The 16,502-nt window shown below is 51.9% G+C and carries 12 protein-coding genes, 1 tRNA gene and 2 pseudogenes; 10 read left to right on the top strand and 5 right to left on the bottom strand.

What is annotated here, in order from left to right; all coding sequences use genetic code 11:
• The first annotated feature begins 236 nt into the window (after window positions 1–236).
• The 7 genes from gss to AC07RN_RS14400 all read left to right on the top strand — a co-directional run bounded on the left by gss (window position 237) and on the right by AC07RN_RS14400 (window position 7,181).
• Window positions 237–2,099, top strand: coding sequence for a bifunctional glutathionylspermidine amidase/synthase (gss, locus tag AC07RN_RS14430; protein ID WP_478336674.1), 1,863 nt, complete (start codon window positions 237–239; stop codon window positions 2,097–2,099).
• Window positions 2,100–2,603: 504 nt separating this feature from the next.
• Window positions 2,604–3,149, top strand: a complete 546-nt coding sequence (locus tag AC07RN_RS14425) for a YfaZ family outer membrane protein (protein WP_449553974.1) — start codon at window positions 2,604–2,606, stop codon at window positions 3,147–3,149.
• Window positions 3,150–3,283: 134 nt separating this feature from the next.
• Window positions 3,284–3,835, top strand: a complete 552-nt coding sequence (locus tag AC07RN_RS14420; RefSeq protein WP_478336673.1) for a peroxiredoxin — start codon at window positions 3,284–3,286, stop codon at window positions 3,833–3,835.
• A 29-nt stretch (window positions 3,836–3,864) separates the two neighbouring features.
• Window positions 3,865–5,097, top strand: coding sequence for a protein-disulfide reductase DsbD family protein (locus tag AC07RN_RS14415; RefSeq protein ID WP_478336672.1), 1,233 nt, complete (start codon window positions 3,865–3,867; stop codon window positions 5,095–5,097).
• 5 nt (window positions 5,098–5,102) lie between these two features.
• Window positions 5,103–5,678, top strand: coding sequence for an RNA polymerase sigma factor (locus tag AC07RN_RS14410; protein ID WP_478336671.1), 576 nt, complete (start codon window positions 5,103–5,105; stop codon window positions 5,676–5,678).
• The gene (locus AC07RN_RS14405; RefSeq protein WP_235134047.1) at window positions 5,665–6,291 is read left to right on the top strand and encodes a DUF1109 domain-containing protein; all 627 of its coding nucleotides are present in this window, start codon (window positions 5,665–5,667) and stop codon (window positions 6,289–6,291) included. The genes AC07RN_RS14410 and AC07RN_RS14405 overlap by 14 nt, the downstream gene beginning before the upstream one ends.
• 101 nt (window positions 6,292–6,392) lie before the next feature.
• The gene (locus AC07RN_RS14400; RefSeq protein ID WP_478336670.1) at window positions 6,393–7,181 is read left to right on the top strand and encodes an HNH endonuclease; all 789 of its coding nucleotides are present in this window, start codon (window positions 6,393–6,395) and stop codon (window positions 7,179–7,181) included.
• A gap of 82 nt (window positions 7,182–7,263) precedes the next feature.
• Here AC07RN_RS14400 and AC07RN_RS14395 read toward each other — a convergent pair whose 3' ends face one another.
• Window positions 7,264–7,884, bottom strand: a complete 621-nt coding sequence (locus AC07RN_RS14395) for a DUF2238 domain-containing protein (RefSeq protein WP_449553970.1) — start codon at window positions 7,882–7,884, stop codon at window positions 7,264–7,266.
• 116 nt (window positions 7,885–8,000) lie between these two features.
• On the bottom strand, window positions 8,001–11,009 hold the full coding sequence (locus AC07RN_RS14390) for an autotransporter family protein (protein ID WP_478336669.1): 3,009 nt from the start codon (window positions 11,007–11,009) through the stop codon (window positions 8,001–8,003).
• Window positions 11,010–11,199: 190 nt separating this feature from the next.
• Between AC07RN_RS14390 and AC07RN_RS14385 the strand changes: the two genes are divergently transcribed.
• Window positions 11,200–12,045 (top strand): alpha/beta fold hydrolase, encoded by an 846-nt coding sequence (locus tag AC07RN_RS14385; protein ID WP_478336725.1) that lies wholly within the window; start codon window positions 11,200–11,202, stop codon window positions 12,043–12,045.
• Window positions 12,046–12,069: 24 nt separating this feature from the next.
• Here the strand turns inward: AC07RN_RS14385 and AC07RN_RS14380 are convergent.
• Window positions 12,070–12,429 (bottom strand): annotated as a pseudogene (locus AC07RN_RS14380) (HlyD family secretion protein); the annotation flags it as partial.
• Here AC07RN_RS14380 and AC07RN_RS14375 point away from each other — a divergent pair.
• A pseudogene (locus tag AC07RN_RS14375) lies at window positions 12,418–12,678 on the top strand (helix-turn-helix domain-containing protein); the annotation flags it as partial. The pseudogenes AC07RN_RS14380 and AC07RN_RS14375 sit on opposite strands and share 12 nt — an antisense overlap.
• Window positions 12,679–12,879: 201 nt before the next feature.
• Here AC07RN_RS14375 and AC07RN_RS14370 read toward each other — a convergent pair.
• Together AC07RN_RS14370 and AC07RN_RS14365 are read right to left on the bottom strand one after the other, a co-directional pair.
• A tRNA-Phe gene (locus AC07RN_RS14370) sits at window positions 12,880–12,955 on the bottom strand.
• Between the two features lie 95 nt (window positions 12,956–13,050).
• Entirely contained in the window at window positions 13,051–13,764 is a 714-nt protein-coding gene (locus tag AC07RN_RS14365) for a DUF554 domain-containing protein (protein ID WP_478336668.1), read from the bottom strand.
• A gap of 397 nt (window positions 13,765–14,161) precedes the next feature.
• On the opposite strand from AC07RN_RS14365, the gene AC07RN_RS14360 reads away from it, so the two are divergent.
• A complete protein-coding gene (locus AC07RN_RS14360; RefSeq protein WP_478336667.1) occupies window positions 14,162–16,297 on the top strand; it encodes an ornithine decarboxylase in 2,136 nt (711 codons plus the stop codon).
• The last annotated feature ends 205 nt before the right edge of the window (window positions 16,298–16,502 follow it).

The following is a 16,502-nucleotide window of genomic DNA, read 5'->3' as shown; positions in this document are numbered from 1 at the left end:
TGTGTTGAGGCAGTGTAGCAGGAGATTTGTGAACGCTTTAACGTTGCGAGCGCAATAGATTTTCCGCTTTTCTGATCAGCGTTTTATCCACCCGCCGTCCGGCATTTTGCGCCAATTTGAAATTTAAATGATGCCACTCAGAGGTGTATGATAAATCCACCTCTGTCTGGTTAATCACATTGTGCAGACGACGACAACCCTTCAAAAATTGCCGCCTGCCTGTTTAGGTTGGATACATGCGTAAAGGAAAGTTAAGCAGTGACGCTCCGTTTGGGACGTTGTTAGGTTATGCGCCGGGAGGCGTGGCGATTTACTCCTCGAATTACAGCAGCCTTGACCCGCGCCAGTACCCGGAAGACGCGGAGTTTCGTAGCTATATTGGCAACGAATATATGGGGCATAAATGGCAGTGCGTCGAATTTGCGCGCCGCTTTCTGTTTCTCAATTACGGTTATGTCTTTACCGATGTTGGCATGGCGTGGGAGATTTTCTCGCTGCGCTTTCTGCGCCAGGTCGTTAATGACAACATTCTGCCGTTACAGGCTTTCGCGAACGGTTCAAAGCGAGCACCAGACGCTGGCGCGCTGCTCATCTGGCGCAATGACGGCGAATTCAGTGAAACCGGACACGTTGCTATCATCACCCAGTTGATGGGCGATAAAGTGCGTATTGCAGAACAGAACGTGCTGCATTCGCCGCTGCCGATTGGGCAGCAGTGGACGCGCGAGCTGCGCTTATCATTCGAAAATGGCCGCTATACGCTGCATGACACCTATACCGATACCCACATTCTTGGCTGGATGATCCAGACCGATGACACCGAACACAGCTTGCCACAGCCGCAAATCGAGCCTGAGTTACTTAACCTTACCGGCGCGCGACTGCAAAACAAACGCCAGTTCGACGGTAAATGGCTCAATGAAAATGACTCGCTACAGCAGGCGTATGTCCGGGCGAACGGTCACGTCATTAATAAAGATCCCTGCCAGTATTTCACTATTACCGAAAGCGCCGAGCAGGAGCTGATCAAGGCGACCAACGAACTGCATCTCATGTATTTGCACGCCACCGACAAAGTGTTGAAAGACGATAATCTTCTGGCGCTTTTCGACATCCCGAAAATCCTCTGGCCGCGCTTGCGTCTTTCCTGGCAGTGGCGCCGCCACCATATGATCACGGGCCGTATGGATTTTTGCATGGATGAGCGTGGGCTGAAGGTTTACGAATACAACGCGGATTCAGCGTCCTGCCATACCGAAGGCGGTCTTATCCTCGAAGAGTGGGTGAAAAACGGTTATCGCGGTACGGGGCATAATCCGGCGGAAGGCTTGCTGGAGGAACTGACCGGCGCATGGAAACACAGCAATGCGCGTCCGTTCGTTCACATCATGCAGGACAATGACATCGAAGAGGATTATCACGCGCTATTTATTCAGCGCTCGCTGATGCAGGCAGGCTTTGAGACCAAAATTCTTCACGGGCTGGAGACGTTAAGCTGGGATGTTGCCGGACAGCTGGTGGATGATGACGGCCGCCACGTCAACTGCGTGTGGAAAACCTGGGCGTGGGAAACCGCGATCGAACAGGTCCGTGAGGTCAGCGAAACTGAATACGCCGCCGTACCGATTCGTACCGGTCATCCACAGAATGAAGTACGTTTAATCGATGTGCTGCTGCGCCCGGAAGTGCTGGTCTTTGAACCGCTATGGACGGTCATTCCCGGCAACAAAGCGATTCTGCCGGTGCTGTGGCAACTGTTTCCGAATCATCGCTATCTGCTGGATACTGATTTTGAGGTCAATGAACGGCTGAGCAAAACCGGTTATGCGGTGAAGCCTATCGCCGGGCGATGCGGCAGTAATATCGATCTCATTAGCGCTCAGGAAGAGCTGCTGGATAAATCCAGCGGTAAGTTTGTCGATCGCAAAAATATCTATCAGCAGCTGTGGTGTCTCCCAAAAGTGGACGGCAAATATATTCAGGTCTGCACTTTTACCGTGGGCGGAAATTACGGCGGGACCTGTTTGCGCGGGGATGATTCGCTGGTGATTAAAAAAGAGAGTGATATCGAACCGTTAATTGTGGTGAAAGATAAATAGGTCTTTTTAAAACAGTACGTAACAGGCATCCGCACGCTTGGCTTGCGGATGCCTGTGTACGATCCGCCGTTTATTGGCATCAGCGTATATTCACGCTCAGACTTAATTAATTAAAAAAACCAAATTTTGTCCCATGATTTATCGCCGAGACAGGGAACTCAGCGGGAATATCACGGTCTACAGAGGTGTTGTTTTTTAATGAAGTGTAAATCCGCGTAATAAAATATGATTATTGAGACTTTTCACTCAATTATTCAATTCCTAATTAATGTAAATCGAAGGGTTTAATCTTTGATGTTCAGGTTTTGTTTAGGGATAAACCTAAATGAAACCTAAACAGCTGGAGATAATTCATTGACGATGAATTTAAAATAAGAAAATGCAACGGAATTAATACAAAAAAACATCATGAAAATATAATGAGTCAATATTTAGTCACGTTTGCATGTTGACGTTTTGATTGTTAATTTACGACCAAATCAATTTGCTTAACGAGGCTTTAATATGAAAAAGATTAATTTTGTACTGATGGGTATTCTGGCAGTTTCTTCTGGTTCTGCATTAGCAATGGGCGTTGGCATTGAGCAGGGGAAAAACTTCACTAACCTGAATGCGGAATTAGGCAAAGACTCTTCAGGCATCTATACGGAAGGTCACTGGCTTAAAAATACCCAGGACGGTACTCAGGTGGGTGGCGTGGGTGCCGGATATAATTTCGAAGTCGGCCCGGTCATGCTGAATGCAGGCGCTAAAGCCGTTTATCTGGGACCTAAAAAAGGGGATAACGGCGTGGCCTTCCCGTTCGGTGGCGGCCTTAATGTCGCGCTGACCGACAGCGTGAGCGTGTTTGGCGAAGGTTATGTTGCGCCTGATGGATTGAACAACAGCGTGAAAAACTACGTTGAAGCTAACGGTGGTGTGAGCTGGACGCCAGTTAAACCGCTGACGCTTAAAGTGGGTTATCGCCACGTGAGCGTCGATGGCAAAGATGGCCGTCCGAACCACACTCTGATTGACGGCGCGTATTTCGGTGGTGGCGTCAGCTTCTAACGAATCATCGCGTGACTCTCTTGAACATCCGCAAGTCTCCCTTGCGGATGTTTTTTTATGGCTGGGCGAAACTTTTCAGGAACACCGGGCGAACTATTATTCAGATAGCTCATTTCCCCCTGAGGAGTCCGACCATGAAACGTTTGAATATCATCTCCGCTGCAGTTGCTCTCACTTTTTCCTTATTTGCCGTGAATGCGCAGGCCGCACTTGAGGCTGGCGCGAAAGCGCCTGATTTCAGTTTGCAGGGCGCGCTGGGCGGTAAACCTTTGACCTTCTCCCTGCAGCAAGCGCTGCAAAAAGGGCCGGTTGTGCTCTACTTTTTCCCGGCCGCCTTTACCAAAGGCTGCACGCTCGAAGCGCATGCTTTTGCTGAAGCAACAGATGACTTTAAAAAACTGGGCGCAACCGTGGTGGGCGTAACGGCTGGCAATGTCGATCAGGTTGATGAATTCTCCAAACTGGAGTGCCGCGATAAGTTTGCGGTGGCCGCCGATCCGGGGGCAAAAGTGGCTGCAGAATACGAAACATTGATGCAAATGAACGGCAAAACCGTTTCCGATCGCACCTCTTTCGTCATCGCTCCGGATGGCAAAATTCTGCTGAGCTACACTGACCGTAACCCTGACGCGCATATTCAGAAAACGATGGATGCGGTTAAGCAATACGCGAAGTCACACTCGTAATTCACCCTGATTTCGCATCGAGGTTCGCCATGTTAACCGCTATTCTGGCCGCCTTTTTGGGCGGCGTTATCCTCAATTTTATGCCCTGCGTATTCCCAGTCATTTCCTTAAAAGCGCTGGGAATCATGCGCCATCAGGGTGATACCGCCAGCGCGCGGATGGAAGGCCTGGGCTTTTTAGCGGGGGTGATTTTTACCATGATGGCGCTGGCGGCCGTTTTGCTGGCGCTGCGCGCCGGTGGAACCGCCGTGGGATGGGGATTCCAGCTCCAGTCGCCGCTGGTGATTTCCATTCTGGCGCTGATTATTCTTGGCGCAGCGCTGAATCTTCTCGGCGTATTTGAGGTTGGACTTTCCCTGCAGCGAGCAGGTGAAATCTCGCTTGGGCGCGGTGCATTTGTCCGCTCGGCGCTGACCGGTGCGCTGGCTATCATCGTTGCGACGCCGTGCTCCGCACCGTTTATGGCGGGGGCTATCGGCTATGCGTTGGTCCAACCGCCCGCGGTTTCACTGGCGATTTTCCTCTCGCTAGCGCTCGGTTTCGCGGCTCCGTTTACGCTGGTTTCGCTCTTCCCGGCGATTGCCCGTCGATTACCCCGTCCGGGTGCGTGGATGGATTTTCTCAAGAAAGGGCTGGCGTTTCCGATGTTGGGTGCCTTTGCCTGGCTGGTGTGGGTTCTGGCGCAGCAGGCCGGAACCACAGCGCTGGCGGCGCTGTTGGCCTGTGCGGTGATCGTCAGTTTTGCCGCCTGGCTGTACGGTATCGCTCAGCGCAGACGCTATCAGGGGCAGTCTTACAAGATACTTTTGGCATTCACCGTGGCATTTTTTGCCGTCGCGATTGCGCCATTGCCGAATGTCATGAAAGCGGGTGAAGCGCAAACGGCCACGCAGCGTGCTGAAAATGTCAGTCCGGTGAAATGGTCGCCGCAGAATGTGGCGGAAATGCGCGGCCACGGCAAAGCAATTTTTGTGAACTTCACCGCATCGTGGTGCATCACCTGTCAGGTCAATGACCGTACCTCTTTATCCACTCAGGCCGTGAAACAGGCCATGGCGCGCACGGGAACGGTCTATATGGTGGCTGATTCAACCTCGTTTAACGCCGATATCGATGACGCGATGAATACGTTCGGGCAGGGTGGATTGCCGTTATATGTGGTGTACCCGGCGGACGGAAGCGCGCCAAAAGTATTGCCGCAGGTGCTGACGCCGTCGATTGTGGTCACCGCTCTGGATCGGGCTTCTGGCAAAAAAGCATGAGGTAAATGTCATGGCGAAATATGGATAACGTTTTTGCGCCGCGCGAAGCATGGCCCGCGCTGATGGTAAAAGCCCAGGCGGGGGATCGTGACGCTTATACGCAGCTATTGCGCGCCGTTGTTCCGGCGATCCGGGCGATAGTGCGCAAGCAGGTGTCCGATCCGGTGTTGGTCGAAGATGTCATTCAGGATGTCCTTTTGACGGTCCATCGGGTGCGCCATACTTACGATCCCGCCTGTCCTTTTTTGCCGTGGCTGATGGCGATTTCGCAGGCGCGAGCGATCGATGCGCTTCGCCATCGCGGACGCTCTCAGCGACGGGAAACGACAGTCGATGCACCGTTCTCGGAATATGCTGCGCGGGATGATTCAGAACATCAGGACATTCAGGAAGAGCTGTCGCGCATATTAGACCGGCTGCCTTCTCGTCAGCGCCTGATTGTGCAGCATATCCACATCGAGGAAATGACGCTCGCCGAGGCAGCTAAGCGCCACAATCTGAGCCTGTCAGCCGTGAAATCTTTATTACACAGAGCATTAACGAATCTTCGCCGGATGGGAGCGAATCATGACCAATCATGAATTGTTTATCGAAAAACTAAGCCAGCAAGCGCTACCGGTTAAACGACCCTGGCACGCAGGCTGGCGCGTGCTGGCGTGGACGCTGATGGCGCTGCCGTGCGGGTGGTTAACCAGCCTGCTGGTGCAACGCGTGGCGACCGACTGGAGCCAGTCCGGAGCGCTGGTAGCCACATTGCAACTGTCGCTGACTTTCGTCATCGGGATGATGGCGATCGGCAACGCCTTTTTAACCAGCATTGCCGGGCGACGACCGTTGAGCTGGCGTTGGTTTGTGCCACTGCTGGTGCTGTGGCTGGGATGTGTGATGTTCAGTTTGAGTCAGGCATCACCCGTGAACCCTCATGCAGAGGCGAGCTGTTACACCTTTATGCTGGTGGTCAGCACCCCGATGATCGCGCTGGTGATTGGCTATTTGCGCCGCACCCGTTCATTGCATCCGCTGCGCAGCCTGGCGTCAGCGGGCGCGGGCGTCGCTTTTATGGCGCTGACGCTGCTGTCGTTTTGCCATCCGATTGAGGTGCATCCGCTGGACTTTGCATTACATATTGCGGCGATCATCACCATCGTAGCTTTCACTGTCCTTTTGGGCTGGAGATGGGTAATGATTCGTTAAATACCTCCACGTTCGCTGATAACGCCGTCTTAAGCTCAGATCCTAAATATATAAATAATGCTGCCGATACTATTGTTATTATAAATAATAGGGATTTGAGTATGAATTATTTTTACGCTTACCACGGCCCGGCAAATAGAAATGATTTTGAGTTTGAAAAGGGCTATGGAGTCGGGCGCGAGTCGACATGGCATCGCGTTAAAAAGGGCGATTGTGTTTTTGTGATTCAACATCCTGAAGGACAGGAGGAGTATAAGCTTTGCGGTCTCTACGAGATCGTAGGGCATTATAAGGAACCGGCCAGCATTTATCCTCTCAGATTTGAATTAAACAATATTACCCCCGGTGAAGGCTTTATTCGGCTCGATGAGACGATCCTCAATGCACAGCTACCCGATATTTACGGGGACAAACGCCTCGGTATTTTTAAACAGCATTTCTGCCGTCAGGGGGCGACGTTCCAGGCTCCGCTTGAACACCCTGCGGTTTCGATTCTGAGTGAGTTGCTTGAAGTGACAGAACAGTATGCTGAGCCTGCAGCGTTTCGTGAAGATGGTATGCAAATGGTTAAAGTCCGCCGTGGGCAGGAAGTATTCCGAAAAAAGATCCTGGTGAACTGGGAAAATAAGTGCGCAATTACCGGTTGCACGCTGGCGCTGGAAGCTTGCCACATTATCAGTCATGCCACTAAGGTCAATTATACGCTTGAGAACGGTATTGTTTTAACGGCCGATTTACATAAGCTTTTTGATAACGGTCACCTGAGCATTAAAAATAATACTGTGTTTTTATCGCCAGCGGCGCAACAAGAACCTCGGTATGCGCGATTACATAATCAGCCGCTGCGCAAGCCGCTTCAGCCAGTGCATCTTATTTCTGGCGTTGTTTAAAACGACTTTCGGCTTGAATAACGTAACGTTGCTGACAATAAATACCAACAAGCCGCCGTGAAGCGGCTTGTGCGTCGCGGTGTCAGCCGGGAAGGCGCGCCAGTTGTCGCTGGTGATATCTGCTAAGCACCAGCACGGTGGTCAGCGCGCCGAGCAGGGCGCAGAACATATCTGATTGCGTATCCCACGGGTCACCCTGCGTACCGAGGAAATCATCCGCGCCTTGCCCCATGGCAAGTGCCGCCCACCATTCAATCAGCTCATACGTGGCGCTGATCGCCAGGGCAATACAGCACACCAGAAACCCCGTCATTTTGCGGCCATTAACATAGCCGCCTCGCAGCAGGATCTCGCGAGCCGCCAGCGCAGGCACCAGACCCTGGAAAAAGTGCCCCAGCTTGTCGTACGGATTACGGCTCAGATTAAACATCTCCTGAACCTCAAAACCGATCGGTACTTTGGCGTAGGTGTACATGCCGCCAACCATCAAAATGATCGCGTGAAAGAAAATGAGTGTATAGAGCAGGGGCGTGAGCGGATAGCGTCGATGGGTTGCGAGCAGAAGTGGCACAATGATAATGACCGGCGTGACTTCCATCAGCCATGTGGCTCTGTCGCCGGTGAGCATTCCCGTATAAACCAGAATGACGAGCAAGAGCAGCGCGCCGATTTTTAAATAAGGATTGAGTGCTGAAGCGTTCATATCGTTTTTCGTATGAGAAAAACGATAACTATCGACCCGCTAACTGAAAAACTCAATCTTTTGCAGTACATAAAAAAACGGGGCCCTTTTCAGGCCCCGTTTGTTCATCATATGACTTAGAACATTTTGCGCAGACGCAGGCTGAAGGTATGCGCCTGATAGCGCTCTCCCACTTGCAGATCGTAGCGAGCATCGAGGTTCAGCTCGTTCGCTTCATACAGCGTGCTGCCGATCGCGACGCCAGCCATGTCTTCCACTGGCGATGCACCTTTGGTCGTAAAGCTGGTTTCACCAACCGTATCAGCGGCGTAGGACGCGCGGCTGCTGACCTGGCGATCATCGTACTGATGCAACCACGTCACCTGGGCGAATGGCGTCAGATTGCCAAGACCGGTCGCGAAGGTTTTCTCGATACGCGCACCGATATCGCTCACGACGGACTGCGCATGGCTGCTGCCCACATCCAGCGCCATACCGTTTCCGCCCGTCTCTTTATATCCATCAACGTGCTGATAGCCGTAAGTCAGGCTGGCAAGCGGTGTCAGAACCACGCCAGCTTGCAGCGTTAGCGGATAGCCGAATTCAGTCTGCAGTGTGACCGATTGACCGTTGAATTTACCCTGCGCAGCGCCGGAGAAACCGGTGAAATCCGCGCGACGAACGGAGGTGTAGTTCTGACGGTTCACACCCGCCGACAAGTTCAGATACCACGGATCGCCCGTGAAGCCGGCGTAACCGATGACGCCGTAGTTATCAGCCGTCGACGTATTTCCGTTCAGGTTTCCTTTACCGTGAACAGACGTATTGCTGTAGTTCACCGCCGCACCCAAACGCCAGTCGTCGCCCAGCGAACGATCCGCACCCATGATCAGGCCACCAAACTTCGCGCTGTAACCACTGACTTCGGCCGTGCTGTCCTGACGCGCATAGCCGCCGAATGGTTGACCCCAGACAATCCAGTTGCTGGCGTAGTCATCACCCGTCGCCACGCCGCTGGTACCGGAGTTGGCTGGATTACGGACTGCATCAATGTGCGCACCTACCACGGCCTGAGCGGTCGACGTTGCCACCGCAGCGGCTGAACTGGTGTTGATGTTTTGACCCGGAGACAAACTCTCGCCTACGCGGTTCGCTTCACTTTTGCTGTCAATCGCCAGCGAGGCATTGAAAAGCTCCAGTAATTGCGGAGATGCAATCCCGGTGTAGTTCCCCAGACCGCCGAGTGATGCGGTAGCGCTTGGAATCGTCGCCAAACCGCGATCCGGCTGAGTTGGCTGCGTCGGAGGTGTCACAACCGGTGGTGTTACAACCGGTGGTGTGATGACTGGCGGCGTAACAACAGGTGGCGTCACAACAGGTGGCGTCACAACAGGTGGCGTCACAACAGGAGGTGTTACCACCGGCGGTTTCACAACGGGAGGCGTGACAACGGGTGGGGTTACCACCGGCGGTGTGACGACAGGCGGAGTGACTGTCTGCTCAGCACCAACGGTTAAGACCAGCGCTTTATTCTCGCCATCATCGAAGACAGAACCTTGTACCGCACCACGGTAGCCGATGGCTTTATAGTTCAGTTTATCCGCATTGTAATCCGTCCCGGCACCCGTGGCATTCACCACCACATAGCGCTGACCTTCCGCGAATTTATAGGTATTTCCCGTGCGTACCAGATTGACGCTGGAACCTTGATCAAACGTGGCGTTGCCGCTGACATTCAGGCGACCATAGCCGGTCTCGGCCATAAGGTCGGTTCTGGAAATCGCCAAATCAGAGATACCCGAGATAAGCGTGGCAGCGGCTTTCTGATGGTAATCACCCGTCACAGTAATGCTGTTATTCACCTGCAATGAGGCGGCATTGTTGACAACAGTACTGGCGACAACATTGTCGTTAAGCAGCAGTGAGCCGGTACCAAATTCCACGTTAGAGCGGGTACTGGTAATCGTCCCAATGCCGTTCAGGCCGGTCAATGTGCCCATGGTGGTGGTTCCACCATTAATTTTTAACGGTGAAGTGTTATTGGCATTAATATTACCCGCAACCACACCGCTGTTGGTTAACGTAACATTACCAAGGGAAGATGAGTTGTTGTCGCTGAGATAAAGCGCATCTTCCTTACCGCTCAGTAACCCATTGTTGATAATATTTGTTTCCAGACTTTGGCCATAACTCGAAATTAAAATTCCGTAGTTCGCCCCGCTGATTTCACCATTATTAGCTATCGTGCCAATAGAGGTTGTATTAGAGGTGCTTGCATAAATACCAAAGTTAGTTGCGGTAATCTTACCGTTGTTCTCAAGAGTACCAATCACACCATAGTTTTGAATACCGAATGAACCCCCAATGATTTTATCATCATTGATAAGGGTATCAATCGTACCAAAGTTAAAGATTCCGCCACCATCATGACTATAACGGGAAATGGATTGAATGGTACCGGTATTATGCAATGTGCCAATGCTGCTATTCATATTATTATAAATGGCGGCATTATCTCCCATCATCATTCCATAATTACCCGTGTCGGAGGTAATCACGCCTGCATTTAATAACGTATCTATTCTGCCCTGGTTGTTGATGCCAGTATATCCGGTAATCTTACCATCAGCAGTGTTAGTCAGCGTTTTAATATAACCAATATTCGCGACAGCACCGGTATTGTTCATGCCTGGATTAAAATTATCAGGCGCGTTTTTAATCGTGCCGCTATTCGTGAAATTATCAATTTCACCTGATGCGCCTACTGCGACTATGCTGCCGTAGTGATACTGATTAATGCTCGAGATCGTCCCGGTATTTTCGAATGTCGTTACCGTGCCATTAATCTGAACGATGTTAACGTCATAATTATTACCGTTAGTACCGTCATCACTGATGGTGCCATCATTAAGCAGCGTTGCTAATGTGGCATTCTGTTCCACGGTTAATGCTGTGGTCGGCGCGCCAGTAATCGAGCCCGTGTCGGTGATATGCAGCGAGTCATTTGTGCCGGCAACATTAATGCTGGTGAATGCTGAGTCGATAACTGTACCAGAGACTGCTAAAGCATGGGTGGTCAGCAGCCCCTGTGCTGCTGTCGAAGCCACCAGCAAGGAGATCAGCTGGCTGAGATATTTTTTTTTCATGGTGAGCCGTCACAAGGTTGCGATAGTTGTAAAAATGCAAATGAGATAATCTTCGGATTAATCCGATATTATTCGGGCGGAGAATATACAGTTTGTTGCAAAAAACAATAAGTTTTGCTTAATTATTTCTTGGTGAAATAATTCCACATTTTTTATAATGTTATTGATTTGGCTTAAGGTAATTCAGGGTATGAGAATAAAACATGATATATTCTTCGGCGGCTTATTGATTAGTTTATCTTTTTTATTAGCGGGCTGTGTTTCTGACGATTCGCGCATTGCCGCAAAAGATATTGCTCAGCATTCCGGGCTGAGCAGAAATGACATCCAAACAAAAACATTTTTGATTGCTACCTGGTCCCGCATTACCCCTCCGGTTCATTTACTGCGTGTCTATATCGAGGGCGATGGATTTGCATGGAAGAGTCGCACGCAGCCTTCAGATGACCCCACGCCACGAAATCCGATCGGATTAACGCTGGCTGCTGCGGATAAAAATCAAAACGTGCTGTATATTGCGCGCCCTTGCCAGTTTATCGGTCCGCCGTTACCTGCCCATTGCGAAACGAGCGTGTGGACAAACGACCGTTTTTCACCCTCAGTCATTGATGCCATGAATGACGTACTCAATCACTTTGTGAAGCAATATCCCGGCGTGAAGCTTGAACTGATCGGTTATTCCGGCGGCGGCAATATTGCCGCCATACTGGCTGAACGCCGTACCGATGTTCGTTCGTTACGCACCGTGGCGGGAAATCTGGACGTGGCGTATGTGAATGCGACGCATCATGTGAGCGCGATGCCCGATGCCGTCAGCGCCATCGACCGTGCTTCTGCCCTCCAAAAAATGCCACAACTCCACTTCAGCGGCGATGCCGATAAAACCGTGACGCCTGAGGTCACGCAACGCTTTCAGCGTGCAGTTGGTGGGCATTGTAGTCAGGTTGAAGTGGTCAGGAACATGGCGCATGGTTCGGATTGGGCCGCCATCTGGTCGCAGCTGTTGGCGAAGAAATTGCCGGAGTGCGAAGAGTGATTTGCTGCCCGTTGATAAGCACTCTTAAGGCATGATGGAAACGCTCGCAGATAATCCTGCCACTAACACAATCCCCTCAGGTAACGCATCTAACTGAATACGTACAGGCACTCGCTGCGCCAGGCGTACCCAGTTAAACGTGGGATTAACCTCCGGCAGTCCCAGCCCACCGGTCTCGTCATTGCTGTCACCAATCCCCCGTCCGATACTCTCCACATGCCCCGTGATGATCGGATCAAATCCCATCAGCGAAATCTGCGCGGTGTTCCCAACGTGGATATGTCGCAGCTTGGTCTCCTCAAAATAGCCCACCACCCAGAAACTCTGCGCATCGATAATGGCGACTTTTGTCTCTCCCGCTGTCGCATAGTTACCTGGGCGAAGCGGCTAGCGCTCAGCGAACGTTCATTAGCACGTTTAATGCTGCGTGAGACCGGCCTGACTTTCGGGCGATGGCGTCAGCAGCTGCATTTGATCATTGCGCTTCGTGAGCTGGCAAGTGGGATATCGGTGCAAAACGTGGCGGCTAATCTGGGCTATGAGTCGGTTAACGCGTTTATCACCATGTTCAAAAAAACGATGGGCAGCACGCCAGCGCATTATTTTGCCACGCGAAAAACAACGGATACCTGAGCGACACACAGGCGATCAGACACAGTTATCTTGCCAGTATTCATGAAGGAAACAGTGTTTATGGAGAGTGTGAAGATCTGTAGACACAGGCTTTGTGGCTGGCGGGAAAGGCAGGGTGATGAAGTCAGTGGTCGACAAGACCAGAAATCCCGGAATCCAGAAAGCAAAAAACCAGCCCTAAGGCTGGTTTTTCTAAATAAGTGGTGCCCGGACTCGGAATCGAACCAAGGACACGGGGATTTTCAATCCCCTGCTCTACCGACTGAGCTATCCGGGCAACGGGGCGCATTAAACCCGATTCGCCTCTTTTCGTCAACGAAATTTGTCATTTCCGCTACAGACTGCACACTCTCTCACCAGTTTGTTGACCACTTAAGCGAAAAAGTGGGTCCAGAGGGCGGAAAGCGGCATGGCGAGTACCAGCGCGGGCAGCATATTCACCACCGCAAACATCTTAATCCCGCAGATGCGCAAACCGGTTGCCAGCAGCAGCAAGCCGCCAACTGCAGTAAAGTCCGCCATCATCGCGGGCGTAGTAAACGGCAAAATCAACGTGGCACAGCTGGCGAGAGCGAGCTGAATGGCCAGCATCGGAACACAAATTGCGGCAACCGCAATGCCGAGCGTCGTGGCGAAAATGGTCGCGGTGAAGAAATCAAGAAACGCCTTAGCAATCAAAATACTGGGGTCGCCGGTCATCCCCTCTTGCATGGAGCCAAAAATCCCCGTTCCGCTCGCGCAAAACAGAATAATGATCGCCACGTAATTTTGAATAAACGTCTCGTGGGAGTCGTTTTTGGCTTTGCCCGGGCGGGATATCAGATTTTTGGCTTTGCCCACCGCACCGCTAATCCCTTTTTCCAGATAGCAAAATTCGCCAACCAGTGCGCCCAGTAGCGTTGCCAGGACCATCACCGGTAGGTTAGCGCATTTGATCACCAGCAAAACGCCGATGCCCAGCGAGGCCAGACCAAAAATGGAGGGCATGGATGAGCGAATACGTTCCGGTAATCGCTGGCTTAAAACGGCGCCCAGGACGCCACCCAGCAACACCGCTCCGGCGTTGATAAACGGTCCAATAACCAAAATACACTCCCACTATTTAATCATTGATATTGCATTATTATGACATGGAGATGGCGTTCCATGGCGATCTTTGGGCGCACGCTGTGCATAAGGATTCTTCCTTGCACCCAAAAATAAAAGGTGACATGATTGCGCAAATTTTCCCCTCACGGATACGGAGCTGCCACTGATGATGACGTTTGCCACTGCGCTTAGCTCTGTCCGTACCAGCACTTTCTATCCTACTCTCATCATGCGGTGAGGGTAACGCCTGTTCTTTGCAGGACATCAGTAAAACCAGACGCGTTCTGATTTTACTGATGTCTGGCGATCGGAGCGACGTTCCAGTCAGACACCTTCGTTGGGCAGATTAAACTGTCCGGGGTTTTTCACTCCCCTGAAACGGGTATTTGTGCATATGAAATCATTAAAAATTGCCGTCAGCCATGAGCTGGTTTCCGCGCTTTCCACCCATCGGGACGTGGTGACGCTGGACAACACCGATTTTACGGATGTCGCCGCGGTCATTATGACGGTCGCGCAAAGCCGCAGCGGTATTCTGGCGTTACTGAAACGCACAGGGTTCCAGCTTCCGGTCTTTATCTTCTCGTCTGAGCCTGTTGAGGTTCCGGATGGCGTGGTGGCAGTGATAAGCGGTAACGCCCAGGAGTTATTGGAACTGGAAGCCGCAGCCTGTCGTTATGAAGAGAACGTGTTGCCGCCATTTTTTGACACCCTGAGTCAGTATGTTGCGATGGATAACAGCACGTTTGCCTGTCCAGGCCATCAGCACGGTGCCTTTTTTAAAAAACACCCCGCAGGGCGGCAGTTCTTTGAGTTCTTTGGCGAGAACGTGTTTCGCGCCGATATGTGCAATGCTGATGTGAAACTGGGTGACTTATTGATTCACGAAGGTTCTGCGAAAGATGCGCAAAAATTTGCGGCGAAAGTTTTCAACGCAGACAAAACCTACTTTGTGCTTAACGGAACATCTGCGGCCAATAAAGTTGTCACCAATGCGCTGCTGACGCGCGGTGACCTGGTGTTATTCGATCGTAATAATCACAAATCTAACCATCATGGCGCGTTGATTCAGGCTGGCGCGACGCCGGTCTATCTGGAAGCAGCGCGCAACCCGTTTGGTTTTATTGGCGGTATTGATGAGCACTGTTTTGACGATGCCTACCTGCGCGAACTGATCAACGAAGTCGCTCCTGAAAAGGCACAGGATGCGCGACCGTTCCGCCTGGCCGTGATCCAGCTCGGTACCTACGACGGCACCGTTTATAACGCCCGTCAGGTGATCGACAAGATCGGCCATCTGTGCGACTACATTCTGTTTGATTCGGCGTGGGTGGGGTACGAGCAGTTTATCCCTATGATGGCCGATAGCTCACCGCTGTTGCTGGAACTGAATGAAAACGATCCGGGCATATTTGTGACCCAATCGGTGCACAAGCAGCAGGCAGGTTTCTCGCAAACGTCGCAGATCCACAAGAAAGACAATCACATTCGTGGCCAGGCGCGCTTTTGTCCCCATAAGCGTCTGAATAACGCGTTTATGCTTCACGCCTCGACCAGCCCGTTTTATCCGTTGTTTGCCTCGCTGGATATCAACGCCAAAATCCATGAAGGCGAGAGTGGACGCCGACTATGGGCGGAATGCGTCGAGCTAGGGATCGAGGCGCGTAAGGCGATCGTGGCAAACTGTAAGATGATCAAACCCTTTATTCCGCCTGTGGTAGCAGGGCGTCCGTGGCAGGATCATCCGACGCACGCCATTGCCAGCGAACGCCGCTTCTTTAGCTTTGAGCCAGGCGCAAAGTGGCACGGCTTTGAGGGGTATGCCAGCGAGCAGTATTTTGTTGATCCCTGCAAGCTGCTGCTGACCACGCCGGGTATCGACGCTGAAACCGGCGATTACACCGATTTTGGCATTCCGGCGACGATCCTCGCGCATTATCTGCGTGAAAACGGCATCGTGCCGGAAAAATGCGATCTCAACTCGATCCTTTTCCTGCTCACGCCTGCGGAAAGTGCCGAAAAAATGGCACAGCTGGTGGCGATGCTGGGGCAGTTTGAACAGCACATCGAAGACGACACGCCGCTGGCAGACGTTTTACCGAGCGTCTTCAATAAATATCCGGTGCGTTATCGCGATTACACCCTGCGTGAGCTTTGCCAGGAGATGCACGATCTGTACGTTAGTTTTAACGTCAAAGATCTGCAAAAAGCGATGTTCCGTAAAGCGGATTTCCCGGCGGTGGTGATGAACCCGCAGGATGCCAACCAGGAGTACATTCGCGGCAACGTGGAGCTGGTGCGTATCAGCCAGGCTGAAGGGCGTATTGCCGCAGAAGGCGCGCTGCCGTATCCGCCGGGTGTGTTGTGCGTTGTGCCCGGAGAAGTCTGGGGCGGGGCGGTACAGCGTTATTTCCTGGCGCTGGAAGAGGGCATTAATGTGTTACCTGGCTTTTCGCCAGAACTCCAGGGCGTTTACAGCGAGAAAGATGCCGATGGAATTAAGCGGCTGTATGGGTATGTGCTGAAGTAAGTGCGGGCTGCTGCCCTCACCCTAACCCTCTCCCACAGGGAGAGGGGACGATTTTTTGCTTCCCTCTGTTTTCCCCCTCTCGCTCGGTGATAGGGGACGGCTTGCTCCTTCACGTTAACGCTCTTCCTGGTGTTTTCTCCCTCTCCCTTTGGGAGAGGGAGATGGTTATCTGCTTCTCTCTGTTATCTCCCTCTGTGAGAGGAGA

The organism is Lelliottia sp. GFLA7, assembly GCF_056490165.1.
This window is presented reverse-complemented; position numbering and strand designations above follow the sequence as displayed.

Bases quoted from the DNA above. Each gene is read 5' to 3' on its own strand.
- gss (WP_478336674.1), top strand. From the start codon at position 237: ATGCGTAAAGGAAAGTTAAGCAGTGACGCTCCGTTTGGGACGTTGTTA.
- AC07RN_RS14425 (WP_449553974.1), top strand. From the start codon at position 2,604: ATGAAAAAGATTAATTTTGTACTGATGGGTATTCTGGCAGTTTCTTCT.
- AC07RN_RS14420 (WP_478336673.1), top strand. From the start codon at position 3,284: ATGAAACGTTTGAATATCATCTCCGCTGCAGTTGCTCTCACTTTTTCC.
- AC07RN_RS14415 (WP_478336672.1), top strand. From the start codon at position 3,865: ATGTTAACCGCTATTCTGGCCGCCTTTTTGGGCGGCGTTATCCTCAAT.
- AC07RN_RS14410 (WP_478336671.1), top strand. From the start codon at position 5,103: ATGTCATGGCGAAATATGGATAACGTTTTTGCGCCGCGCGAAGCATGG.
- AC07RN_RS14405 (WP_235134047.1), top strand. From the start codon at position 5,665: ATGACCAATCATGAATTGTTTATCGAAAAACTAAGCCAGCAAGCGCTA.
- AC07RN_RS14400 (WP_478336670.1), top strand. From the start codon at position 6,393: ATGAATTATTTTTACGCTTACCACGGCCCGGCAAATAGAAATGATTTT.
- AC07RN_RS14395 (WP_449553970.1), bottom strand. From the start codon at position 7,884: ATGAACGCTTCAGCACTCAATCCTTATTTAAAAATCGGCGCGCTGCTC.
- AC07RN_RS14390 (WP_478336669.1), bottom strand. From the start codon at position 11,009: ATGAAAAAAAAATATCTCAGCCAGCTGATCTCCTTGCTGGTGGCTTCG.
- AC07RN_RS14385 (WP_478336725.1), top strand. From the start codon at position 11,200: ATGAGAATAAAACATGATATATTCTTCGGCGGCTTATTGATTAGTTTA.
- AC07RN_RS14360 (WP_478336667.1), top strand. From the start codon at position 14,162: ATGAAATCATTAAAAATTGCCGTCAGCCATGAGCTGGTTTCCGCGCTT.